Genomic DNA, 22,166 nt, shown 5'->3' on the forward strand with positions numbered 1-22,166 from the left:
CTTCCCCAAACCCACCAGCACCACCTCCGACTACGAGGTGTTGCGACGACCAGTTGAATCCGCCCAGTACACCAGTTTCCGGTACGTCAGCCGCCTGACCGACGTGGGCGGCATGGCCTCGGTCTGTTCGGTCGCCGACTCCTATGACAACGCCATGGCTGAGGCGTTGAACGGCACCTTCAAGGCCGAGCTGATCCACCGGCGGACCTGGCGCACACGTGACCAGGTCGAATACGCCATCGTGGAGTGGATCGGCTGGTACAACCACCGGCGTCTGCACTCGGCCATCGGTGATGTGCCACCTGCCGAGTACGAGTCCACCTACTACCGTTCGATCAACACACCAGCGCCAACCGGCGCCAGGTAGACCGGACTTCACCAAACCCGGTACGGCTCAGAGCGGTGATGCCATGACGCGGATCGATGCGGCGGGAGCCGCCGCTGAACTTCAGCGGCGGCTCGTCCAAGATGGCCCTCCCGCGGTAGCTAATGATCTCGGTGTGGAGAGATTCAAGGCCGGAGTGCTGCAAGTGGCGGCGAGCCCGCTGAAGAGCGCGGCCTCCCCGCTGCGCAGGCCCGCGCCGCGCTCAAGCATCAGCTCGCCCAGATCAACGGCAAGCGCGAGGCAGCGGGCAGCCAGCGGCGTGCGAACTGACCGGACCCGGCCGTGCCCCTGCGTATCCGCGCCGGAACCCCCCAATCCGCGGCAAAGATGCGCTTAACCTGCCCTGACAGGAACGGGTCGGGCTCGATCCCTGGGGGACCTCATGGGCATCTCCTGGCCTGAGTTGCTGCGGACCCGCCTCCCGCTACTCGCGGCAGCCGCACTGCCCCTGACAGCCTGCGGGCCGCTCAGCGATACCACCGCAGCGAGCACATCGAGCCCACTCGCGACACCCGCTCCGCCCTCTGACGGCGGGTACTACAACGCCCCTCGCACCATCGTGGAGAAGGCCGCCGGCTCGATCCCATGCTCTGACCTCACCGAGACCGAGAACGTCATCGGGGCGCGCGAGCAGGTCACCTGCTCGGACGGCAACATAGTGATCCGCGTCCACGACAACCACCAGGGCGTGGACGGGCAGCTCGACATGATGAAGCTCACCGGCGGCGACCTCCTGACGGGTCAGAACTGGACAGTGAACGCTTCTCCGGCGATCCTTCGCGCGGCTCGCGTCCACCTCGGCGGGAAGATCACGCATATCCCCTGCGAGCCACCAGCCTGCGCATTGGAACGGTCGCCGTAGTTGCGAGTTTGGCGGACCGGATTGAGTCCGGACCCGAACACCGGCATGCTGAAATGCGCAGGTCGGGCCGAGAATGTCACGCTCTGTCGATATGGTCCGGCGTCATGACGACGAACTACACCGCCGCGTGGGTCCCCGACGACGATCCCCACCGCGACTGGAACGAAGCTGCCGCCCTTGCCGTGGACTGGATACTCACCGAGGCCCGCACCCAGAACGCCACCCCGCTGCTCGTCACACCCACCCAAAGCCAGTGGAACGCCAACGTCGAGCCCATCACTCGATTCGCCCGCACCTACCCGGCGACAACGCCCGGCAGTCGGAACCGCACCCCCAGCGGAGACGGCCCCGTCCTCGTCTACGTCCCGGACTACGAGACCTTGCACCAGGCCGCGGATTACGCTCGTCGCTCATCCCTCGCCGTGGTCGAGTCTGCCCAGTTCCCGCTGATCGGCTGGGCGATGGAGGCCGGCGCCGTCAACCTCCTCACAGGTGAGCCGACTCCGGACACCCGCACGGACCACCAGCGCGAAGAACTGGACCACATCCACTTCTACGGCAACAACGGATGGACGCGCGGCTTCGGCGCCGACCAGGCCCTCCGTGTCCTGCGGGATCTCCTGACCAAGGAGCCCCTGCCCGCAGAGGTGATCGTCGGCAGCATGCTGGGCAAAGGCCACCATGGCGAAGCCGTCGCCCGCCTGTCGAAACTCATAGAGCGCGCGGCCCCCAAGGGCGGCGGTAAGGCAGTGAGCAGTCGCCAATGGTGACCCGCGGCGACACGATGACGGTTCGCAGCGCCGATCTGGCCGACTGTCCAGGCATCGTGAAGGTGGCCGAGGACAGCGGCGAGGAGTTCTCCACAGACGACTACCTCATCGGCCGGCCCCCGCAGGGATGGGAGAGCCTTGTCGCGGTCGACGAAGCAAGCTCCGTTCTCGGCTGGCTTGAGGGCACGCTCGACGGCCACGTCGCGGACCATCTCGCTCACCCCGCCCACCCGCCGCCTCACGCCTACATCCACGCCATGGCCGTCGCCAAGGAGAACCACCGCCGCGGCATCGGCCGCCAGCTGCTCGCCGAGTTCGTCCGCCGCGCACGCCGGGCCGGACTGACGTGGCTCGCACTCACTCCCATGGACGGAGCAGGCAAGGAGGACCGGGCGTTGTTCTTCCGCGCGGCCGGCCTGCGGTGCGTCGACCCGCGCGGCCCCAACCAAGGCATGGTCGCTGAGTTGGCCGAGCTGCTCCCCTCCTCGACCGCAGGCGCCTCCCCGACGAAAGGTGATCGCTAATGGCAGTTCCATCGGACAAGGACCTTGAGCGTTATCGGGCCCTTCTGGCCAGGACGGCGCAGCTGCGTGACGACAGGCTCAACAGCCGCGACAAGACCGCCTGGTGGGCGACAGCGCATCGGATGCTCACTGAGCACCCGCCACCAGAGCAGGGAGCCGACTGCGGCAAGTGCAGCGAACGCTGGCCCTGCGGGGCGGTGACGGGCGTGGGGCAGGACGTCGACGCCGGCGCCCTCGGCTACTGATCCCGGCGGAGACGCGATGACCACTCCCTCGCGTGAGCGCTGCAGCGTGTGCTCTGCGAAAGTCCAGCTGCGGCAGGACGGCACCCTGAGATACCACCTTGAGTGCAAGACCAGGTGCGACGGCTCGCAGCGGCCCCCGCTCGACCTCTCGGAACGCCCGGACGACCTCATGAGCGTGGCGTCCATCCTCAAGATTGGCATCTACGAGGCGCTAGCCCGGTGCGTGCCGCCCGAGGAACTGGCGGACGCGCTACAGCCGACCATCCGGGAGATACGGCAGATCGCCGCAGCGGCGCAGGACAGGCTTGATGCCGCTCTGGCCGCCGTAGAGGAAGCGCACCGGGAGCGTGCCCGCGACCAGGAGCAACTGCAGCGATCTTATGACCGTGTCGAGGCCCGAGCCCGTCGGGGCATCGCGGGTATCCGAGCGGCCAGCATCGCAGAGGATGGGTTCGACCCTCACGGGTTCTTCGTGTACTTCCTCTGGGGCTCCGACACCGACCGGCCGCTCTACATCGGGAAATCGGAGAACGTCCTCGCCCGCCTAGGCCACCACATGAGCGATCGCATGAAGCGGTATCGCGTCATGAACGTCACGCTGTTGCGTTGCGAGACCGAGAGGGAGATGGACGAGACCGAGACGCGGATGATCGTCCACCATCAGCCGCCGCTGAACACGATCGGGATCGGGCCAGTGCCTCACCCAGCGCAGGGAGCCGAGCACTGACCCCTCCGTGCTCTCCGCTGAATACTGGACGGATGAGCACCCCCCAAAGCCGTCGGCCCGATACCACCTACCGTGCCCCGATCGGCTCGGTGGACTTGGCCGCCGAGACCGACGATGGCTCGCCCTACGAGATCTGGCCGTGTCATGACTGCCTTCCGTGGCACGTCGAGGTCATCCGGGAAGGCGATCACGTCTTCGTACGCGAGTGGCACGCAGTGGCTTGCCCGTCTTTCCAGGAGCTGATCAAGGAAGAGTGACGTCCCGGAACACAGTCAAGATCGTGGGAGCCTGACCGACGTCCTCCGGGGCGACCCACAACATGCTGTGTTGTCCACACGGCGAGGCGCTGCCACGAGAGGTACGGTCGGCGCATGTCCGGCGAACAAGACGGGGATGGGACCGCACCTACGGCTCCCGAGGAGGCGGAGTCAGCCGGTTCGGTTGTGCCCCTGCCACGATCGCCTCACTCGACCGAGATCTTGCTGGAGGTCGGTGAGGCCAAGATCCTCCAGTTCACGCGCAGACCACCGATCACGGCGATTGCAGAGCTGGTGTGGAACGCCTTGGACGCGAACGCGACGCATGCGGTGGTCGAGTTGCGTCGTACCAGTTTGGGAGCGATCTCGCAGATTGTGGTGTCCGACAACGGCGAGGGCATCACCCCGCAGCAGGCCCAGCGGTCCTTCCGGGAGTACGGCGACACCTGGAAGGCGCGCAAGACGCATACCACTGGGAACCAGCGCATTCTCCATGGCCGCATGGGCGAAGGCCGTCTCTACGCCTTCGCTTTGGGCGAGAGCTTCACCTGGGACTCGGTCTCCGTGGTCGATGGAGCGCCGGTCGCGACGCGGATCTCCGCAGACGTTCGCCGCCCGACGAAGTGGCACATTGACGAACCCGTCAAGAGCGGCTTGCCCACCGGCACCGTCGTCCGCATCCAGGTGCCACAGGACAAGCGGCTACGGGCTCTGGAGGCGGCGGACGCCGCCGCCAACCTGACGGCCAAGCTGGCCTTCTACCTCAAGGCGTACTCGGACGTCCTCGTGGAGTTCGACGGGACGCGCCTGAACCCGGATGCAATTATCGAGACATCGAAGACCCTGGAGCTGGACCTTCCGCCCGAGTACACCGGCGACGAAGTCCCACCCTTCGTCACATTCGTGGAGTGGAAGAAGCGGATGAGCGATCGGAAGATGCTCATCTGCAACGCAGACGGCATCGCCCTGGCTGAGGACGGCGAGGACTGGTCCGACAGTGTCGTCGCCTTCACGCCCTACCTGCGATCAGACAGATTCAACGACCTGTCAACCGAAGATCTGCACATGCTGGCGATGACCCACAGCAGCCTCCTGGAAGCGGCTACCAAGGCCATACACAAGCACCTGCGGGAACGCAGCGCCGAGATCGCTGTCCAGGTGGTGCGTCAACTCAAGGACGAGGGCATCTATCCCTATCCGGCCAAGGCCACCAGCGCGACCGAACTCGTCGAACAGCGCACGTTCGACGTCGTGGTGACCGTTGCCCGCAACGCGCTGCCGACAAAGGGCACAGCCCGCAAGCTGTCGGTCGACCTCATCCGCACTGCCCTGGAACGCAGCCCCAGCGACCTGCACGGCATCCTCGAAAGCGTCTTGGCCCTCACCGACGAGGACCGCAACCATCTGTCGCGGCTCTTGACACGCACGGAACTGGCGGACGTCATCGGCGCAGCCACCACCGTCACCAACCGACTGGACTTCATCGGTGCACTGCGCAAGATCCTCGCCGATGACCAGCTACGCAAAGAGCTCCGAGAAGTCGACCAACTCCACCCAATGATCGCCCAGAACCTGTGGCTGTTCGGCGAAGAATGGACCTTGGCCCGCCCTGAGGTCGGGCTCACCGCAGTACTCGACGCGCACCTGAGCCTCCTCGGGCCAGACGTGGTACTGGAGAACAAACTTGACACGGTCCGGCGCGCCGACGGAACTCTGGGCAGGGTAGACATCCTGCTGTTCCGCAGGATCGGGGACGAGCGCTCCAACGAGCGCATAATCATCGAACTCAAACGCCCATCAGTGATCGTCGGCCCCGACGAACTGCAGCAAATCACCTCCTACGCCCGTGCCATCATAGACAACCCACAGTATCGCGACGTGCCTTCCAAATGGCAGTTCTATCTAGTTACCTATGACTACTCCAAGGAAATCCTTCGCGACATCCGCCAGAAAGACAAAGCTCCGGGACTGGCGGATGACCAGGACGAGTATCAGGTATGGGTGAAGAGCTGGGGAGAGATTCTCGACGCCGCCAAGCGGAAACTGTCGTTCTTTCGCCAGCAACTAAACTACGAGGCAACCGACGAGCGCGTAACACAACACCTGCGCGACAGCTACGCACACTACCTACCCGAGGCACTAAAGGAGGCCGGACGAGGCGCGACCAATACCTAAAGAGGGAACTTCCCCTGTACACTCCGGCCGGTTAGTACACAGACTTGGCGTGAGGCGAGGAGTTAGACATAGCAGGGATCATGACACCAACCAGGCCGCGGCTTTTCTCATATCCGACAATGCCGGTCACAATCTCCAACTGGACGACCCAGCGTTGGTCCTTGAAGAGATCCGTAGACGTGCGAGATCGTCAGCAGCAGGGGAACGAGCGCCGGACCATGAGGCAACCAGGAGCGGTAAGCGGATCAAACACGCTAGGGCGAGACGTTAAGCCAGTCCTCCTGGTAGGCGCGGCTGAAGGTGTGCCCGAGCGGGTCGGTGTTGGTGATCAGCTGGTTGCCGGCGGCGTAGGTGGCGGTGGCGCCGTTGGGGGCGGTGGTGGACGTGACCCGTCCGGCGGCGTCGTGGAACAGCCGGGTGGTGTTGCCGAGGGAGTCGGTGGTGGTGACCAGGTCGCCCAGCCGGTAGGTGTTGGTGCTGACCTTCCCGGCGCTGTCGGTGACGCTGCGGGGTTGCCCGTCGCCGGTGTGGGAGGCCTGGGTGATGCGGCCGAGAGGATCGGTGATCTTGGTGAGGGTGCCGTGGTCTTCGTAGTCGTAGCGGGTGGTGTCGCCCAGCTCGTTGGCGTGGTGACCGGCAGGTCGAACGCGCCGTAGGTGGTCTTGGGGCCGTCGATGGCGTCGGCGGTTCCGGCCAGGCGGGTGATGTGAGTGGGGCGGCCTTCGGAGTCGTAGTGGTATGTGGTCTTGAACAATGCGTGCTTGACACAGGGTCACAGCAAGCCAAAGCGACTGTGTGGCCTTCGCACTTCGCAGCCCCTGATGGGACTACTGACCACCCGAGCAGATCACCACGCCACCCTCCCGACAGTGAGGTAGCGTCCCGGCGTCGCAGCGCGCATCGACCGGACGCCGGGCTTGGCCCATTCGACGCCTTCGGCGTCCTCATCTGGGAAACGCTCCGGCGGGATGGCGTCAGTTGCGGTTGAGGCGTGCGCCGAGCATCTGGTTCGCCTTGGAGGAGGCGAGTTTGTAGGCCGCGTCCAAGGCAGCCGCCATCTCGGCTGGAGGTACCTTCTCGGCGAAGAAGGCACCGCGTTCGCCGGGCACGATGGACACCACCATGAGGTAGCCGCTCGCCTGGCTGAAGGCGACCATCTGATGGCTGGAGTGGATGTCGTCTGAGTTCGGTACGCCGAACCAGTGGCTCCAGGCGATTGTTGAGTCGTCGGCAAACGTGGAGGCGACTTTTTCGCCCTTGTACTTGTAGGTGACGCTGTAGCGTGGGACTTCGCCATTGCAGGAGGTACGGCCGCTCCATGACTTCAGGTACGCGGCGACGTTCGCTCGTTGCTGGGGTTGGACGTAGGTGATGTGCACGTCGGCGTGGATCCGCTTACCCGCTGAAGGGGGAACCAGTTCGTACCCGCCGCCGGCGAAAAGCGGGGCCATCCACGTGGTGCTCCAGGCCCCCTGGCATGGGAGGAGTAGTTCGGGGAGTGACTGGAATCCCTGGCGGAGGCCCTGTTCACGTGACTTCGCGAGGGTTCCGTCGACGATGTAGTTGCCTTCCGGCGGTTTGGGCAGCACCTGACCGAGTCTGGTCAGCGGTGGTTCGTCGTTCAGGGTGAGTCGCCACTGGAAGGGTCCCGTTCCGTGCCGCGCGGCGGCGATGGCCGTCGTGAGCGGCTGGGCCAGGTCACCGGCGTTCAGGAATGCCGTGAGCAATTTGGTGGTCTGCTTGGCGACGGCCTCTGGTAGCCGGTTGATGGCGTTCTTGAGCGTACGCTGTTCTCCGGCGGAGATCGCCATGCCGACTGGGTTCTTGAACCACTGGGTTAGGAGGTGAGCCAGGTTGCCCTGGCACTTGTTGTAGGACTCGATGTAGGCGAGCCTGGCCTTTTTCGGGTCGGTGATCTTGCCGATCTGCTGGGCGGAACTGAGGATGCACTCGGTGTACTTGGCGGCTTTGTCCGCTTTCGCGAATGCGGCCTGGGCCGCCCGATAGCCCTTGGCCCCCTTCGTGATCTTCAGGAAGGGGAGGATGGATTCACTGAGCGCGCCGCTGAACGCGAAGGCGGCATGACCGACATCGATCTTGGCGGTGAGGTTGATCTGGTGATTGCTGAGCGCTCCGGGGTTGACCGTGAAGGTCGCCCGGCGACCGCTTCCGATCACGACGGTGTCGTCGTCCAGCTCCTCCCGCAGGAATGCGACCAGGCCGTTGTACACGGTTTCGTTCGCCGGTTCGATGGAGCGGAGGCGGACGCCCCGTCCGGGCGAGAAGGCGAGCGGCGCGCCGAGCTCATTGCCGACGCTCAGCAGCAGCTCACCGCTGTCGTTGTAGGTGACGCAGGGGTCCACGCCTTTCGGAAGTGTGTTCGTCGTGGTGGTGACGGTGAGAGCGGGCAAGCACGTGAGGTCCGGGGCGTCGTGCACAAGACCTTTCACCGAACGGGCGGAGAAGGTATTGCGCAGACCGTCTCCAACAGCTTTTTTCAGGTCGAATTCGCTCGTCCACCACTCCGAGAAGTGACCGGTGACGACGGTGATCGTCCGGGCGTTCTCATCGACGGTCCCGCCGACCAGCACGGGTTGCTTGCGCTCGCGGTCATAGGTGTAGACGTAGGTGTTTTTCGGGTCGGCGCCGGGCGGGATGTCGAAGGTGAGAACGGCCTCGCCGTCCAGCGTGCCGTCCTTCACCTCGATCCTGGCCACCTTGCCGCCGATCGGTGCGCTGAGGGCATCGAATGTGACCGCGCCGGGTTCGGCCCGCGTGATCGAGACTTCACCGTCCAGCGCGCCAGACGGCACCTTCACGGTAAGCCCTACCTGGCCGTTGGAAACCGACACCTCACTGTCAGCGGACCTTGTGACGACCAGCAGCACGGCGACCAGACCCACGATCACCAGACCGGCGACCAGCGCCACTAGCCCTTTGCTCCTCACGCTCACGTTGCTTTCCTGTCCTCGGTGCATCGCCAGGCGGGAGCCGTACAGAGAGCACCTCTGCGCCGGGGCGGCGGGCTGGCCGACCCGGGCTCCACCAGCTCACAGGGTGCTTTCGGGCGAACAAGACTATCGGGCCATACCAGCCTTGTGGGCACCCTCGACCGGGCTGACGTACGCGACGATTTGAGACGTCCGGCCCGGCCGCTGCGTGACCTCGCAGAGGCTCTGGAACGGGCATGGGTCAACCGTTCACGAAGCAGCGGCGAAAGGCACGTGATGGAGACGCCCGCGGGCGGCGCGTGAGAACGATCCTCCCCAGCAGGGACGCAGAGGTGGCCGGACGCGTTGGATTAGATGGTTCGGCGGCGCAGGAGGAGCATTGCCGCATCATCACCCAGGGGTGCGCCTACGTAGCGGACCAGGTCCTTCTGGATCAAGTCGAGCATGCTTTCGGGGTCGATGGCGTCGAGGTCGCCGACGCGGTCGGTCAGCGGGTAGAACACTCCCTGCTGGTTGCGGGCTTCGGTGACGCCGTCGGTGTAGAGCAGAATCTGGTCGTCTACGCCGAGGCGCACGGCATGCGGTTCGGCGCCCCCCGGGGCAAGATCCCCCAGCCCCAGGCCCAGCGGCGGGGCGGGCACCGGCGGGTCCAGCACCCGGATGGTCCCGTCGGAGCCGAGCAGCAGAGGGGGCGGGTGCCCGTGGTTGAGCAACTGGATCTGCCCGGGTTGCACCTCGGCCAGGATCGCGGTAACGAACTGCTCGCCGGTCAGCTGGCGGGCCAGGGCACGCTCGATCCGGTCGGCGACACCCGGCAGGTCGGGCTCGTCATAGGCGGCCTCGCGGAAGGCGCCGAGCACCACTGCGGCGTTCTCGACGGCCTCCAGCCCCTTGCCCTGCACGTCGCCAACGATCAGCCGGACCCCGTTGGCGGTCATGACCACCTCGTACAGGTCGCCACCGATCCTGGCATGGGTGACTGCCGAGACATAGCGGACAGCGACACGGACGGGGCCGACGCGCCGCGGCACGGGGCGTAGGAGTACCCGCTGGGCCGCTTCGGCGACCGTTCGCACGTCGGCCAGTTCACGTTCGCGACGCTCTCGGAAGGCACTGGCCAGCATGCTCGCGGCGATGACACCGACGATCGAGACGAAGGTCAGATTATTGGCACGAGTACCGAGAATCCTGTCGTAGTAGGCGAGTGCGATACACAGCAGCAGGGCAAGGCCTCCGACCGCCGCCGTTCGTCTCACGGTGCACGACAGGCTGGCGAACGCTGGCCCCAGCGACAGCAACGGCAGATAACCCACCCCTGGCCCGGCCAACAGATCCACCGAGCCGACCACGGCCATCACGGCGAAGGGCAAACCACCCAGAAAGGCGTTTCTCCCGCTGCCCTCGCCCTCCGGTCCGTGCGAGCGCGGCGCATCACTTCCGTTCGCGGCGCGAAACGCCATGGTGTCACCCATCGCGGGAGGCGGCGGGCTCCTCCCACGAACTGATGCGACCCGGGACCGGTAGCGGAACACTCGACGAAACTGCGTAGTCGTTCTGGGGCGAGTGGCGGGTGGCGGGCTTCTCGGGCGTGGGTGAGGCAGACCCGGTGTCGGGGAGCCCGACGTCCGACCCCAAGCACAGGAGCACGGCTGCTGCCAGCAATCCCGTTGACACTGCGATCAGGAGCCACCCCACCGGCAGCGGCATACACGAACGTCTGGGCGCGCCTGACGCAAGCAGGTGACGATGGTGCCGCTCGAACAAGACCACCAGAGATGGCGAGGTTCGGCGCAGTTCACGCTCCATCTGGCGGAGCCTGCGGTGTTCCCACAGCGATATACCCATCGATCCCCTGTCATGTTCACGCACCCGTCCGTGCCAACTCGCACGGCCAGCCGCTGTGCCGCGCGTCAGCGTCTTCCTCCAGCGCGGATGCACTTCCCCGGCGTCTGCGACCTCAACCCCCGTCAGTGGCCGGAGCGTCGGCGGTATCTGCTTCTCCTTCGGGGTCAAGAATCTGCTGCACGATCAACCCGTCCAGCAGTGCGGCCAGCAACGCTGCGGTGTCCTTGCGGCACTGTGGAGACCATTGCGGGTGCATAGTCCCAAGGCGTGAAGCGATTCCTTCGTGGGCGGTGCGGATCCAACTGCAGCGTCTGGTCCCTATGCTCGGGTCTCGCAGGGCCCGGCCGAGCACCTCACACGCCAACCGCAGGTCGCGCTTGTCGGTGAGGCGTTTCGCCACCAACTGCGGGGCGCTCCTGGTGGCGGCCGACACGTCCGGTGCTTCCAGCACGGCATCAAACAACGGCTCGACGACCTCCGCATGAGCACGAGCGGCCACCGCGGCGTGAAAGCCAGGCAACCCCCCGAAGTAGTGATGCAGCAAACCCGGCTTGATCCGCGCGCGCTCGGCGACTGCTCTGGCCGTGACGGCGGGCCATCCTCCCTCGGCGAGCAGGGTCACGCCTATCCGGACAAGCTGCTCGTGGCGGTCCCGTCCGCGACGGGTCATGGATTGGGCGGCCCCGCTGGTCATGTCGCCCCAGGCTACTCAAATCATTGTCCTGTGCAAGAGTGTCTTCGCTGTTCACCAGCCATTTGTATCGGTCCACTCACCGAGAGTTCACATAGAGGCGACTCGACGCCTCACTGCTGACCGGCCACGTCGTGGACCGGCCGCGCTCGACACTACCGGCGGCCCCCAGCGCCCGATCGGAGCAGACCCCGCTGACCAGAAGGCAACCAAGGACACTCCGGGGCCTGTGCTGAGCAGGTGGAAATAAACCCTACAGGGGTGCAGTGTGGGCCATCCGCAGTGAGTGAACGACGGTCTCTGACGAGGGGGACAATGGGCATCAGTTCCGAGCAGGATCTCATCGACTTCCTTCTCACCTACACCCGAGACATGGCACTGTCGGAGGAGGAACCTGGCACGGTCCTTGACCGCTACTTCGTTCCAGACTTCGAGTACTGCAACGACGGCCTGGTGATCGACCGGCAGCGGATGATCGACCACGTCCGCCCCGTCCGCAAGAACGTCGACAAGGCGGCCATGGCAGCCGACGACCGCTCCGGGGTGGAGATCCATCAGGCATTGGTTTGCGGTGACCAGATAGCTGCACGCTGGACGCTCCGCACCAGTCTACGTAAGGGCAAGACCTTTACCGCAGAGATCTACATGTTTGGCCATCTGGCACCCGACGGCCGAATTCAACGAATCGATCAGACCAACAGGCAACTCGACGACCAGCGGCAACTTCAGCAGCTGCGCCGCAGCTGACCAGGGAGCCCGTTGAACGGGCAGACATTTTCTGCGATCCGACGGAAGTCCCGGGCAGCGAGTCGCGTGATATGCCATCTCGAAGGCTGAGCACGGCCGAGGAGGTGAGCGCTGAGCAAGTGGCCAGGATCGTGGCCCGGCGGTGGGTCACGTCGCCCACGTCCCAAAGCTGACCAGCAGCTCCACCAGCGAAAAACAGAGACCCGAATTGTCCGACATCTGCCCAGTTAGGGATTTGGTGGGACCTTGCTGAGCATTGCATACTGCAATCGTTAGCTTAGTGAACCTCACGGACGGAGGTCGACGGTGGGCGGCACCTCGGCGGGCGGCGCCATCCCGGTCGAGGCGGGCGTGCGCGGATGGGTGGCCCGGATTCGTGAGACGCAGTGGGGTCTGGTCGTGTTGGCCCTGGTGGTCGGGTGCGGTGCGGGGGTAGGGGCAATCTTCTTCCGCGAGCTCATCGCGCTGTTCACCCATCTGTTCACCGGACACGGCGACTACTCCGCGGCCGGGCACGCGGCGAACCCCCATCTGCCGTGGCTGGGACCCTTCTTCGTGGTGGCCGTGCCGGTGGTGGCCGGCGTTGTCTACGGGCCGCTGGTGCAGAGGTTCGCGCCCGAGGCACGGGGCCACGGTGTGCCGGAGGTGATGGTGGCGGTCGCGCAGCGTGGTGGGCGCATCGGGGGCCAGGTCGCGGTGATCAAGTCGCTGGCCTCGGCGCTGACGATCGGCGCGGGCGGCTCGGTGGGGCGTGAAGGCCCGATCGTGCAGATCGGCGCGGCACTGGGCTCGACGCTGGGACGCATGGCGCGGGTTGCCGAGAACCGGTTGCGGATCCTGGTGGCCTGCGGCGCCGCGGGCGGGATCGCCGCCACCTTCAACGCGCCGCTGGCCGGGGTGTTCTTCGCGATGGAGCTGATCCTGCGCGACTACAACGTCGAGTCGTTCGGCGTGGTAGTGCTGGCGAGCGTGACGGCCAGTGTGATCGGCCGGGCCGCGCTCGGGTCGGCCTCGTTCATGTCACCGCCGGACTTCCATGTCTCCCACCCCATCGAGTACCTCTCATTCGCGCTCCTCGGGCTACTGGGAGCGGTGGCCGGAGTGGGGTTCACCCGTGTTCTGTACACGGTGGAGGACGTGTGCGACCGTCTCTGGCGGGGCCCCGAGTGGTTGCGGCCGGCCGTGGGTGGGCTGCTGCTGGGCGGGCTGCTGCTGGCGGTGCCGCAGATGTACGGCGTCGGGTACCCGGTCCTGCAGGACGCGGTGAACGGCGGGTTCGCGATCGGGTTCCTGCTCCTGCTGCTGGTGGCCAAGATGGCCGCGACCAGCCTGACCATCGGGATCGGCGGCTCGGGCGGCGTGTTCGCACCGAGCCTGTTCATGGGCGCCATGCTCGGCAGCGCGTTCGGTATGACGGCCCACCAGCTCGCGCCCTCGGTCACCACCGCCCCGGGCGCCTACGGGCTCATCGGCATGGGGGCGGTGTTCGCCGGCGCCGCCCGCGCCCCGATCACCGCCGTAGTGATCCTTTTCGAGCTGACCGGTGAGTACTCCATCATCCTGCCGATGATGACCGCGATCGTGGTGGCGGCCCTGGTCAGCCAACGCCTGTCGGAGGACACTGTCTACAGCCTCAAACTCCGCCGCCGCGGCGTCGATCTGGACGCCGCACCGGTCGACCCGCGCATGACCCAGCGCGTCGCCCGCGTCATGGAGCCGGTTCCCGATCCGCTTCCAGGCGGTCTTCCGTTGGAGGACGCGTCGCGCCTGCTCGCCCTCTCGGCGCACGGCGCGCTGCCGGTGCTGGACGGCCAGGGCGCCTACCAGGGCGTCATCACGGCACGAGCGGCCGCCGAGGCGATGGCCGACGCCGAGTCGCGGACGGACGGGCCGCACCAGCACCAGCCGACCGCCGGTGCGCTCACACAGATGCCCACGCCGCTCACCGCCGACATGCCATTGGCTGACGCGCTGCACATCCTGACCACCACCGATGGAACCGGGTTGCCCGTCCTGAATTCAGAGCGCACCCTCCTGGCGGGCTGGGTCACCCATCAGGCCGTCCTCCGCGCGCTCCACGCCCCGGCCATGGGGAAGCCGCCCGCAGGAAGCATCGCCTCCGTCACCGCTCCCTGACCGACCCGTCGCCGACTCCGAGGCGCCGATGGGGCACCGTGGGGCGGAACCGGCCGTCGCCACCCCATGCACTACGGTTCGCAGTAGTCGCCGGACATGACGCGGACGTGAGTCCCGGACGGCGAAACGAGCGTGCGGCCCAGCTGGACGATGTTGACGAGGACCACCCGGACGATGAGCGCTGACCTCGGCCTGCGGTTGCTGAGGTCGGTGGTGTTCTCGGGTGTCTGCACGGCGGTGTCGGCGGCCGCGCACGCCGCCGCTTCCGGGGGCGGGCCGCCGTGGTGGTCGCTGTTGTCCGGCTGGGCGGTGACGATCCTGCTGGCGACGCCGCTGGCGGGCCGGGAACGTTCGCGGCCGTGCATCATCGCGATGCTGCTGTGCGGGCAGATGGTGCTTCATGTGGTGTTCTGCCTGGGGCAGCCTCCGGCGCCGGATTCACCGCCCGAAGGTTCTACCGGCGGTGCACCCGCCGTGACCGGGCACACGATGCCCGGCGGCACGGACGCGCACGGCATGGGCGGGCACGGCATGGGCGGGCACGGCATGGGCGGGCACGGCATGGGCGGGCACATGATGCCCGGTCTCACCATGTTCGTTGTGCACCTGGCCGCTGCGTTCCTGCTCGGCTGGGTCGTGCACCGCGGCGAACGCGCCGTCTGGCAGATGGTCCGGCTCTCGGCGCGGTCTGCCGGGCCGCTGACCGCGTTGTTCTCCGCCGTGCTCACACGGCGGGCGACGCCATGTCCGCCCGACATGCGGATCAGGACGCTCTGGCAGCACGAGGAGAAGATCGGGCCGGGCGAGACGGTTCTGCTGGACCATGCCCTGATCCGGCGCGGCCCGCCCCTGGTCAAGGTCATCTGAGCCGACCGTCGGCGCCTGCCGACATGGGCTCGTCCCCTTCACCCGGACGCGTCCGTCCCATGGACGGGCCCACGGGCACTCTCCTTCTGCCCCTTTCCGGCCGTGCCCGATGGCACGGCCCGCACGGTCGCACGCCGCCGGACCTTCGTGATCCCGCACGGCGTGCCCTCCCTTTGGAGGCTTCATGCGTGTACTTCCGCGCGCCCGCGCTCAGCGTTCCCGCCGGACGGCCGTCACCGTCCGGTTCACCGCCATTGCCGCGGCGCTCGCCCTGGCCGCCACTGCGTGCGGCGGAGGCCAGACCGGCGATCGTCCCGCAGCGGCCACCACCCCAGCCGCCGCGGCGGGCGGCACCGCCATCCGGCTCGACCGCCCGCTACCGAAACCCGAACTGACGCTCACCGATGACCGGGGACACGCCTATGACCTGGTCAAGCGGACGGCGGGCACGCCGACGCTGATGTATTTCGGCTACACCCACTGCCCGGACGTGTGCCCGACGACGATGGCCGACATCGCCAACGCGGTGAAGCGGCTGCCGGTCGCCCAGCGGCGGCGGCTGCGAGTGATCTTCGTGACCACCGATCCCGCACGCGACACTCCCGGGCGGCTGCACTCGTGGTTGGCCGCCTTCGATTCGCGTTTCATCGGGCTGAGCGGCGACTTCGGCGCCGTCCAGAGGGCGGCGCGCGCCCTGGGCGTGGCCGTGGAGAAGCCCTCGAAGAACCCCGACGGAAGCTACACCGTGACCCACGGCGCCCAGGTCCTGGCCTTCTCCCCCGCGGACGACAAGGTCCACATGGTCTACACGTCGGGCACGACATCCCAGCGATACGCCGCCGACCTGCCCAAACTCATCAGGGGGGCGATGTGAAGCGGCTCGCCGCCGGGCTCTGGGCGCTCCTGCTGGCGACCGGGCCGGTCGCCTGCGGCTCGCACGACACCGGCTCGCACGACACCGGCACGGTCCTGCCGCGTCTGGCGGTGACCGGCGCCTACGTCCCGGAGCCGCCGATGGCCGACATGGCGGCCGGTTACCTCACCGTCGTCAACACCGGTCGGGGCGCCGACACGCTGACCGCTGTGACCAGCGACATCGCCACCGACGTGTCCCTGCACACCACGACCGCGAAGGGTGCGATGAGCCCGGTCGTGGCCATGACCGTCCCGGCGCACGGGCGGCTCGTGCTGCGCACCGGCGGCAACCACCTGATGTTGATGGGACTGAAACGCAAACCGCGGACCGGCGACACCGTCACCTTCGTCCTGCGGTTCACGACCTCGGCCCCCGTCACCGTGCGCGCGCCCGTCCGCCCGGCGGGCTACCGGCCCGAACAGTGACGGCCCCACGACCATCACGGAGAACGGATATGAAGCGATCGACCGACCGTCGCGGCATCTCGCGGCGGGGCCTGCTCGGCGGAGCCGGCGCCGGGGCGGCGGGACTGGCCGCCGGCTCCGCCGCGCACCGCTGGACCGGCCAGCACGACCCTTCGCTCGGTACGGTCGGCGACACCGCCGTCGCGTTCCACGGGCGGCATCAGGCCGGGATCACCACACCGCTTCAGGCATGCGGCTACCTGGTCGCCTTCGACCTGTCCCCCGGCACCGGCCGCGTCGCCGCGGCCGCATTGTCGCGCCGCTGGTCGGCGGCAGCCGAGGCGATGGCGGCTGGTCGTCCGCCCGTTGGCGACGACCAGATCGCGCTGGACGCCGGGCCGTGCTCGCTGACCGTGACGTTCGGGTTCGGCCGCGCCTTCTTCGGCAAGACCGGGCTCGACGACCGGTTGCCGCCCGCGCTGGCGCCGATCCCGCCTTTCCCCGGCGACGCCCTCGATCCCGCCCGCGGCGACGGCGACCTGTGGGTGCAGATCGGCGCCGACGATCCCCTCGTCGCCGTCCATGCCCTGCGCGTCCTGCGCCGGACGGCGTCCGGCACCGCGACGGTGCGCTGGCAGATGAACGGTTTCAACCGGGCCCGGGGCGCCACCGACCGTCCGAGGACCGTCCGCAACCTGATGGGTCAGCTCGACGGCACCGGCAACCCGGACCCGTCCGACCCCGGCTACGACGCCAAGATATTCGTCTCCGACACGACTGGATCGCACGCCTGGATGGACGGCGGCTCCTACGCGGTCGTCCGCCGCATCCGAATGCTGCTGGACGACTGGGACCGGCTGCCGCGACCACGGCAGGAACGCGTCATCGGCCGCCGCAAGGACGACGGCGCCCCGCTGTCGGGCGGCACCGAGACCACCCCGGCGAACCTGACGGCGACCCGGGCCGACGGGACGCTCGCCATCCCCGGCGACGCGCACATCCGCGTCGCCGCTCCCGCGTCCAACGGCGGGGCCACCATGCTGCGCCGCGGGTTCTCCTACCACGACGGCCTGCGGCCGGACGGCGCGCCCGACGCCGGTCTGCTGTTCGTCGCCTGGCAGGCCGACCCGATCACCGGCTTCGTCCAGGTGCAGCGCAAACTCGCCGGGGCCGACGGCCTCACCCGGTTCATCCGGCACGAGTCCAGCGCGGTCTTCGCCGTCCCCGGCGGTGCCGATCCCGGCGGCTACGTCGGCCAAGCCCTCCTGGAGCCGTGACCGTGATCGCCAGCACTCCCCCGCCGATGCCCGGCATGGACACCATGCACATGAGCGGTCCGATGTGGATGCCGACCGCACCGCCGACGCTCGAACGGCTGCTGGCCTGGCATCCGCAGCCTCTCCCGCTCGAACCCGCAGTGTGCCTGGTCGCCCTCACCGCCTACGCGCTCGCGGTCGTCCGGCTTCACCGCCGCGGCGATCGATGGCCACCCCTGCGGACGGCCGCCTGGATCGCGGGGGTGGCCACCGGGTCCGCCGTCACCTGTACCGGAGTCGGGGGCTACGGCATGGAACTGTTCAGTGTTCACATGGTGCAGCACATGGTCTTGTCCATGCTCACGCCGGTCCTGCTGCTGTTGGGCGCGCCCTTGACGCTGGCGCTGCGGGCCCTGCCCGCCGGGCGCGGTCGCGCCGTACCGCGTGAGCTCCTCGTCGGGCTGCTGCACAGCCGGTTCACCCGGATCATCTCGTCGCCGCTGTTCACGCTGCCGCTGTTCATCGCCAGCCTCTACGGCCTGTACTTCACCCCGCTGTTCGACCTGGCGATGCGAAGCTGGCTCGGTCACGAGATCATGCTCGTCCATTTCGTCGCCGTCGGGCTGCTGTTCTTCTGGCCCATCGTGGGCGCCGACCCCGCGCCGCACCGACCACCGCACCCATTGCGCATGCTGGAGCTGTTCATCGGCATGCCGTTCCACGCCTTCTTCGGGATCGCGGTGATGATGTCTACCACACCCGTCGCCGCCTTCTTCGCCCATCCGCCCGCGTCCTGGGGCATGGACGCCGTTTCCGACCAGACCACCGGTGGGGGCATCGCCTGGGCCTTCGGGGAAGTGCCCACCATGCTCGTCCTGGCCGCCCTGTTCGCACAATGGTTCCGTGACGACACCAGACGTGCCGCGCGCGCCGACCGGCAGGCCGACCGCGACCAGGGCACCGAACTGGCCCGCTACAACGCCTACCTCAGCCGACTCTCCGCCTCCGACTCCCGGGACCGCTGAGCTGGAACAGGGCCCTTGAAGATACGTTTGCTCGACGCCATCCCCTGTTTGGACCGCAGTGGTCACTGAACCGAAGGGCTACCGGAAGCCCCGCATGTGAAAGGGGTGCTGATGGGCCGGTACGACATTCGTCTGCGCCCCCGGACGATCCGCGGACGGGACACGTTGATCACGGCGGCCGTCGCCGTGCTGGTCCTCAGCCTCCTCGCCATCGCCCTCGACAAGATCACCCGATCCGAGCGGCACGACACCGCCGTTGCCCATACCGAGCTCGCCGCGCGCCGGGTGGCGACCGCGGTACGGCAGGGAACACTGCTCCATCCGATCCCCGAAGGCGCCAGTGGCGTCCGGTATCTCCAGGTGGTCGGCGCCGACCGTCGTGTTCTGGACGCGAGCGTCCCGGCAGGCGGCTGGCCTCCGATCAGCAAGGTCGTGCCGTCGCCGAACAACCGCGTCCAGGAGTTCACCGAATGCGATGTGATGGGCATGGGCTGCCTGACCGTGGTCGCGATCCGGGTGTCGCCTGATCGCGACTCGGTGGTGATCTACGCGGGAAGCCAACAACCGACCATCCTGGCCGGGCTGTACCTGGAACTCCTTCTCGCCTGCGGCGTCCTCGCACTGAGTGCCTTGGCGTCGTGGGCCGCCTGGCGCATCGTCGGCCGGACCCTGCGGCCCGTCGACAACATCCGCAGGGAGCTGGCCGAGATCGGCGGCGGCGACCTGTCGCGCCGCGTGCCCGAACCGTCGGGTGACGACGAGGTGGCGCGGCTCGCCCGTACCGCCAACGCGACCCTTGACCGATTGGAACGATCGATCCGCAGACAGGAGCGATTCGCCTCCGACGCCGCGCACGAGCTGCGGACGCCGATCGCCGCGCTGCGCATCAACCTGGAGGACCTGTTCATGCATCCGGACGACACCGACGTCGAGCGGACCGCGCAGGCCGCGATCGGAGCCACCGACCGGCTGCAGTCCCTGGTCACCGACCTCCTGCTCCTCGCCCAGATCGGCTCACGAGCCGAGACGGTCGAGCCGCTCAACCTCACGACTCTGGTCGAGGGTGAGACACGGGCACGTCGGCAGCTCCTCAACAGCGGACAAGACCCCATCGTCCTGGGCACCCGGCTCGCCCCAGACATCCACGTCTCGGGGACACGCACCTATCTGGAACGCCTTGTGAACAACCTGCTGGACAACGCCCAGCAGCACGCCGCCACGACCATCGACGTCCAGCTCACCAGCGGCGAAACCAGCTCCCTGCTCACCGTCAGCGACGACGGCCCCGGGATTCCCCGCTCCGACCGAGGCCGGATCTTCGAACGCTTCACCCGGCTCGACACGGCCCGCAGTCGCGACGAAGGCGGAACCGGCCTCGGCCTCGCCATCGCCTACGAGATCGCCTCCGCTCACAACGGCTCGCTCACCGTCGACGACACCCCGTCCGGAACCCGATTCGCCCTCCGTCTCCCCCTGCCCGACACCCCGCCCGCGTCCAGGTGAGCGCCGTGCCTGAGCTGGGCCCCAGGCCGCGGAACCGTTCGCGATCACCGGCGTCCTCGCGGGGGCCCGGCACGAGACCTCGTGCGGACGGCACTGGCGCGGATCTCGCGACGCTTGAGCGCGGCGAACAAGCTCAGCCGCGCGCGGCATCGGCGCCCCGGGGGCCCGGCGGGCGGCCGTCGAGATCCTCACCGCCTGGCCGGGCCGCCCCCGGCCTCACATCTCGCGTCGGCTCACAGGTCGGTGTCGCAGATGGCACCGAGGTAGCCGGGCTCCTCCTTCCCGGTGAACCCGCGGGCTTCGGGCAGCTTTTTCCTGTTCACGGAGGTGATTTTCATCGTGTCGTCGCCGTCCCAGGTGAAGCGCAGCTCGCAGTTCATGCGGACGTACACGAGCGCGGCGTAGCCGTCGTCGACCTCCGCGACCGACTTGACGTGGTCGGGTTTGATGCCGCGCTCGGTCAGCAGGGAGCGGAACTCCTCCGGCGATCCGGAGGAGCCGCAGGCCGACAGCGCGAGCGCGGTGCCGCACAGCAGGGTCAGGCCGGTGGCCATTTTCATAATCATCTCTCCAGTGGGGGTTCGGCGCGTTTCGGCGGTGACAGGTGCCTGCCGTGGCCTACTTGACGTAGGTCAGGGCGGTCAGGGGGGTCGCGGTCCCGCTGTCGGCGGCGACGACCGCGACCACGGTGGCCTGGCCGTCCTTCAGCCGGACGAGGCGGGCGACACGCTCGGCGCCGTTCTGCGCGGGGACACGATTGCGCACCGTGTAGTAGACGGAACCGTCATCGGCCGCCACGAACGAGCTCTGCGAGATGCCGAACTTCAACGCCATGTCGGTCGGCTCGTAGAGAAGGGTCGTGGTGATCGCGGAGTCTCCGATGGCGCAGAGGACGATTTTCTCTCCGCTGGTCGCGACAAACCGGGATCCGGTGCCGTCATCGGGCAGAAATACCTGTGGTTTGATCGAGGTCACTGCACCGGTCACCGGCAGCGCGGGATTGGTCCGCAGCGTGGCGATCGGGCCGACCCGGTATTCGCCGAGATCGCTGAAGACGGCCGTGCGGCCGTCCGGCGTGGCGATCGCCTTTTTGGCGGTCTCGACGTAGATGGGCTGCCCGCCGAGGAAAGTGAACTGCTGCCCGACGAACATGAGGGACGTCCGGCGGTCCTCCCGTTTCGGTTGCGCGGCGCTCTCGTCCCTGGCGTCGCTGCCGTCCGGCTTCATGGAGTGCAGCAGCATCGTCGGGTTTCCGACTCCCTTGTTGGGATTGGTGCGCCACATCCACACGCGACCGGTCGTCGGCTCGATCGTCGGATTGGACTGGGACGCTCCGGCGACGCCCTTGTCACCACGTCCGGATATGTCGGTGACGGTGCCGTCCATGGCGAGCAGCGCCGGATGCCGGTCGACGCCGGGCCTTACCCGGTAGGACCGCACGCCCGCCATCTGGGTGAAGTCGGTGGTGAAGGAGGTCCGCTGGTCGCAGGGCTCGAAACCATGCGCGGGATCCTGCCCGGCCGTGTTGGCCGGATAGCCGAAGCGGCCGACCTCACCGAGCTTCCCGTCCTTCAGTGCGAGGACCACGCAGGCGGTGCGTCCACCGGCGTTGACCTCCTGCGTCAGGACGACCCCGGAGGCGGCCCCCGTCCCGGACGGTGGCGCGTCGCCGATCGTGTAGACGGCCGGTGGCCCGGACGTCGCGGGCGCGGGCACGGACGGCGCGGCGGTCGAGCCCGATGTGCGGCCGGGCCGCGCGCCGTCGCCCCCCTCGCCGCCGCACGCGGTGACGGCGAGGGCCAGCATGGCCGACACCGCCGCGGTTCTCGCCGCCATTCGTGTTGGGCGCATTCATCGATCCCCTTCATACGATGCGGATT

Annotated in this window: 22 protein-coding genes; 16 read left to right on the plus strand and 6 right to left on the minus strand. The window is 67.7% G+C overall.

Going from position 1 to position 22,166, the window contains the following annotated elements; genetic code table 11:
• The 8 genes from ABD808_RS31740 to ABD808_RS31775 form a co-directional block, all read left to right on the plus strand.
• On the plus strand, nucleotides 1-367 hold a 367-nt coding region (locus ABD808_RS31740), incomplete at its 5' end, for an integrase core domain-containing protein (protein ID WP_344904719.1).
• Nucleotides 368-767: 400 nt separating this feature from the next.
• On the plus strand, nucleotides 768-1,247 hold the full coding sequence (locus ABD808_RS31745; RefSeq protein WP_344904722.1) for a hypothetical protein: 480 nt from the start codon (nucleotides 768-770) through the stop codon (nucleotides 1,245-1,247).
• Between the two features lie 104 nt (nucleotides 1,248-1,351).
• The gene (locus tag ABD808_RS31750; RefSeq protein ID WP_344904725.1) at nucleotides 1,352-2,017 is read left to right on the plus strand and encodes a hypothetical protein; all 666 of its coding nucleotides are present in this window, start codon (nucleotides 1,352-1,354) and stop codon (nucleotides 2,015-2,017) included.
• Between the two features lie 14 nt (nucleotides 2,018-2,031).
• Nucleotides 2,032-2,541 (plus strand): GNAT family N-acetyltransferase, encoded by a 510-nt coding sequence (locus ABD808_RS31755; protein ID WP_344904728.1) that lies wholly within the window; start codon nucleotides 2,032-2,034, stop codon nucleotides 2,539-2,541.
• The gene (locus ABD808_RS31760; RefSeq protein WP_344904731.1) at nucleotides 2,541-2,786 is read left to right on the plus strand and encodes a hypothetical protein; all 246 of its coding nucleotides are present in this window, start codon (nucleotides 2,541-2,543) and stop codon (nucleotides 2,784-2,786) included. The genes ABD808_RS31755 and ABD808_RS31760 overlap by 1 nt, the downstream gene beginning before the upstream one ends.
• 16 nt (nucleotides 2,787-2,802) lie before the next feature.
• Nucleotides 2,803-3,513 carry a GIY-YIG nuclease family protein gene (locus ABD808_RS31765; protein WP_344904734.1) on the plus strand — a complete coding sequence of 237 codons (711 nt, stop codon included), beginning with the start codon at nucleotides 2,803-2,805 and terminating at the stop codon, nucleotides 3,511-3,513.
• Nucleotides 3,514-3,545: 32 nt separating this feature from the next.
• Nucleotides 3,546-3,770 (plus strand): hypothetical protein, encoded by a 225-nt coding sequence (locus ABD808_RS31770; protein ID WP_344904737.1) that lies wholly within the window; start codon nucleotides 3,546-3,548, stop codon nucleotides 3,768-3,770.
• A 114-nt stretch (nucleotides 3,771-3,884) separates the two neighbouring features.
• A complete protein-coding gene (locus ABD808_RS31775; RefSeq protein WP_344904741.1) occupies nucleotides 3,885-5,945 on the plus strand; it encodes an ATP-binding protein in 2,061 nt (686 codons plus the stop codon).
• A gap of 254 nt (nucleotides 5,946-6,199) precedes the next feature.
• Here ABD808_RS31775 and ABD808_RS31780 read toward each other — a convergent pair whose 3' ends face one another.
• The 4 genes from ABD808_RS31780 to ABD808_RS31795 form a co-directional block, all read right to left on the minus strand.
• A complete protein-coding gene (locus ABD808_RS31780; protein WP_344904744.1) occupies nucleotides 6,200-6,721 on the minus strand; it encodes a hypothetical protein in 522 nt (173 codons plus the stop codon).
• Between the two features lie 198 nt (nucleotides 6,722-6,919).
• The gene (locus tag ABD808_RS31785) at nucleotides 6,920-8,875 is read right to left on the minus strand and encodes a hypothetical protein (RefSeq protein ID WP_344904747.1); all 1,956 of its coding nucleotides are present in this window, start codon (nucleotides 8,873-8,875) and stop codon (nucleotides 6,920-6,922) included.
• 371 nt (nucleotides 8,876-9,246) lie between these two features.
• Nucleotides 9,247-10,368 (minus strand): PP2C family protein-serine/threonine phosphatase, encoded by a 1,122-nt coding sequence (locus tag ABD808_RS31790; RefSeq protein WP_344904750.1) that lies wholly within the window; start codon nucleotides 10,366-10,368, stop codon nucleotides 9,247-9,249.
• Between the two features lie 485 nt (nucleotides 10,369-10,853).
• Entirely contained in the window at nucleotides 10,854-11,435 is a 582-nt protein-coding gene (locus ABD808_RS31795; RefSeq protein WP_344904753.1) for a TetR family transcriptional regulator, read from the minus strand.
• Between the two features lie 312 nt (nucleotides 11,436-11,747).
• On the opposite strand from ABD808_RS31795, the gene ABD808_RS31800 reads away from it, so the two are divergent.
• The 8 genes from ABD808_RS31800 to ABD808_RS31835 all read left to right on the plus strand — a co-directional run bounded on the left by ABD808_RS31800 (nucleotide 11,748) and on the right by ABD808_RS31835 (nucleotide 20,286).
• Entirely contained in the window at nucleotides 11,748-12,179 is a 432-nt protein-coding gene (locus ABD808_RS31800; RefSeq protein WP_344904755.1) for a nuclear transport factor 2-like protein, read from the plus strand.
• A 306-nt stretch (nucleotides 12,180-12,485) separates the two neighbouring features.
• Nucleotides 12,486-14,315, plus strand: a complete 1,830-nt coding sequence (locus ABD808_RS31805) for a chloride channel protein (RefSeq protein ID WP_344904758.1) — start codon at nucleotides 12,486-12,488, stop codon at nucleotides 14,313-14,315.
• 174 nt (nucleotides 14,316-14,489) lie between these two features.
• Entirely contained in the window at nucleotides 14,490-15,182 is a 693-nt protein-coding gene (locus ABD808_RS31810) for a hypothetical protein (RefSeq protein ID WP_344904761.1), read from the plus strand.
• Nucleotides 15,183-15,366: 184 nt separating this feature from the next.
• The gene (locus ABD808_RS31815; RefSeq protein ID WP_344904764.1) at nucleotides 15,367-16,056 is read left to right on the plus strand and encodes an SCO family protein; all 690 of its coding nucleotides are present in this window, start codon (nucleotides 15,367-15,369) and stop codon (nucleotides 16,054-16,056) included.
• On the plus strand, nucleotides 16,053-16,523 hold the full coding sequence (locus ABD808_RS31820; protein ID WP_344904767.1) for a copper chaperone PCu(A)C: 471 nt from the start codon (nucleotides 16,053-16,055) through the stop codon (nucleotides 16,521-16,523). Before ABD808_RS31815 ends, ABD808_RS31820 begins: the two co-directional genes overlap by 4 nt.
• A gap of 29 nt (nucleotides 16,524-16,552) precedes the next feature.
• The gene (efeB, locus tag ABD808_RS31825; RefSeq protein WP_344904770.1) at nucleotides 16,553-17,779 is read left to right on the plus strand and encodes an iron uptake transporter deferrochelatase/peroxidase subunit; all 1,227 of its coding nucleotides are present in this window, start codon (nucleotides 16,553-16,555) and stop codon (nucleotides 17,777-17,779) included.
• Nucleotides 17,776-18,783 (plus strand): cytochrome c oxidase assembly protein, encoded by a 1,008-nt coding sequence (locus tag ABD808_RS31830; RefSeq protein WP_344904773.1) that lies wholly within the window; start codon nucleotides 17,776-17,778, stop codon nucleotides 18,781-18,783. The genes efeB and ABD808_RS31830 overlap by 4 nt, the downstream gene beginning before the upstream one ends.
• 96 nt (nucleotides 18,784-18,879) lie before the next feature.
• Entirely contained in the window at nucleotides 18,880-20,286 is a 1,407-nt protein-coding gene (locus tag ABD808_RS31835; protein ID WP_344904776.1) for a sensor histidine kinase, read from the plus strand.
• A 233-nt stretch (nucleotides 20,287-20,519) separates the two neighbouring features.
• Here the strand turns inward: ABD808_RS31835 and ABD808_RS31840 are convergent, their stop codons facing one another.
• Together ABD808_RS31840 and ABD808_RS31845 are read right to left on the minus strand one after the other, a co-directional pair.
• On the minus strand, nucleotides 20,520-20,840 hold the full coding sequence (locus ABD808_RS31840) for a hypothetical protein (RefSeq protein WP_344904778.1): 321 nt from the start codon (nucleotides 20,838-20,840) through the stop codon (nucleotides 20,520-20,522).
• A gap of 64 nt (nucleotides 20,841-20,904) precedes the next feature.
• Nucleotides 20,905-22,137, minus strand: a complete 1,233-nt coding sequence (locus ABD808_RS31845) for a hypothetical protein (RefSeq protein ID WP_344904781.1) — start codon at nucleotides 22,135-22,137, stop codon at nucleotides 20,905-20,907.
• Nucleotides 22,138-22,166: the final 29 nt, after the last annotated feature.

The organism is Actinomadura meridiana, assembly GCF_039537545.1.
GTDB lineage: Bacteria > Actinomycetota > Actinomycetes > Streptosporangiales > Streptosporangiaceae > Spirillospora > Spirillospora meridiana.

Bases quoted from the DNA above. Each gene is read 5' to 3' on its own strand.
- ABD808_RS31750 (WP_344904725.1), top strand. From the start codon at position 1,352: ATGACGACGAACTACACCGCCGCGTGGGTCCCCGACGACGATCCCCAC.
- ABD808_RS31840 (WP_344904778.1), bottom strand. From the start codon at position 20,840: ATGGCCACCGGCCTGACCCTGCTGTGCGGCACCGCGCTCGCGCTGTCG.
- efeB (WP_344904770.1), top strand. From the start codon at position 16,553: ATGAAGCGATCGACCGACCGTCGCGGCATCTCGCGGCGGGGCCTGCTC.
- ABD808_RS31765 (WP_344904734.1), top strand. From the start codon at position 2,803: ATGACCACTCCCTCGCGTGAGCGCTGCAGCGTGTGCTCTGCGAAAGTC.
- ABD808_RS31810 (WP_344904761.1), top strand. From the start codon at position 14,490: ATGAGCGCTGACCTCGGCCTGCGGTTGCTGAGGTCGGTGGTGTTCTCG.
- ABD808_RS31790 (WP_344904750.1), bottom strand. From the start codon at position 10,368: ATGGGTGACACCATGGCGTTTCGCGCCGCGAACGGAAGTGATGCGCCG.
- ABD808_RS31755 (WP_344904728.1), top strand. From the start codon at position 2,032: ATGACGGTTCGCAGCGCCGATCTGGCCGACTGTCCAGGCATCGTGAAG.
- ABD808_RS31845 (WP_344904781.1), bottom strand. From the start codon at position 22,137: ATGCGCCCAACACGAATGGCGGCGAGAACCGCGGCGGTGTCGGCCATG.
- ABD808_RS31775 (WP_344904741.1), top strand. From the start codon at position 3,885: ATGTCCGGCGAACAAGACGGGGATGGGACCGCACCTACGGCTCCCGAG.
- ABD808_RS31760 (WP_344904731.1), top strand. From the start codon at position 2,541: ATGGCAGTTCCATCGGACAAGGACCTTGAGCGTTATCGGGCCCTTCTG.
- ABD808_RS31795 (WP_344904753.1), bottom strand. From the start codon at position 11,435: ATGACCAGCGGGGCCGCCCAATCCATGACCCGTCGCGGACGGGACCGC.
- ABD808_RS31815 (WP_344904764.1), top strand. From the start codon at position 15,367: ATGCGTGTACTTCCGCGCGCCCGCGCTCAGCGTTCCCGCCGGACGGCC.
- ABD808_RS31745 (WP_344904722.1), top strand. From the start codon at position 768: ATGGGCATCTCCTGGCCTGAGTTGCTGCGGACCCGCCTCCCGCTACTC.
- ABD808_RS31800 (WP_344904755.1), top strand. From the start codon at position 11,748: ATGGGCATCAGTTCCGAGCAGGATCTCATCGACTTCCTTCTCACCTAC.
- ABD808_RS31770 (WP_344904737.1), top strand. From the start codon at position 3,546: ATGAGCACCCCCCAAAGCCGTCGGCCCGATACCACCTACCGTGCCCCG.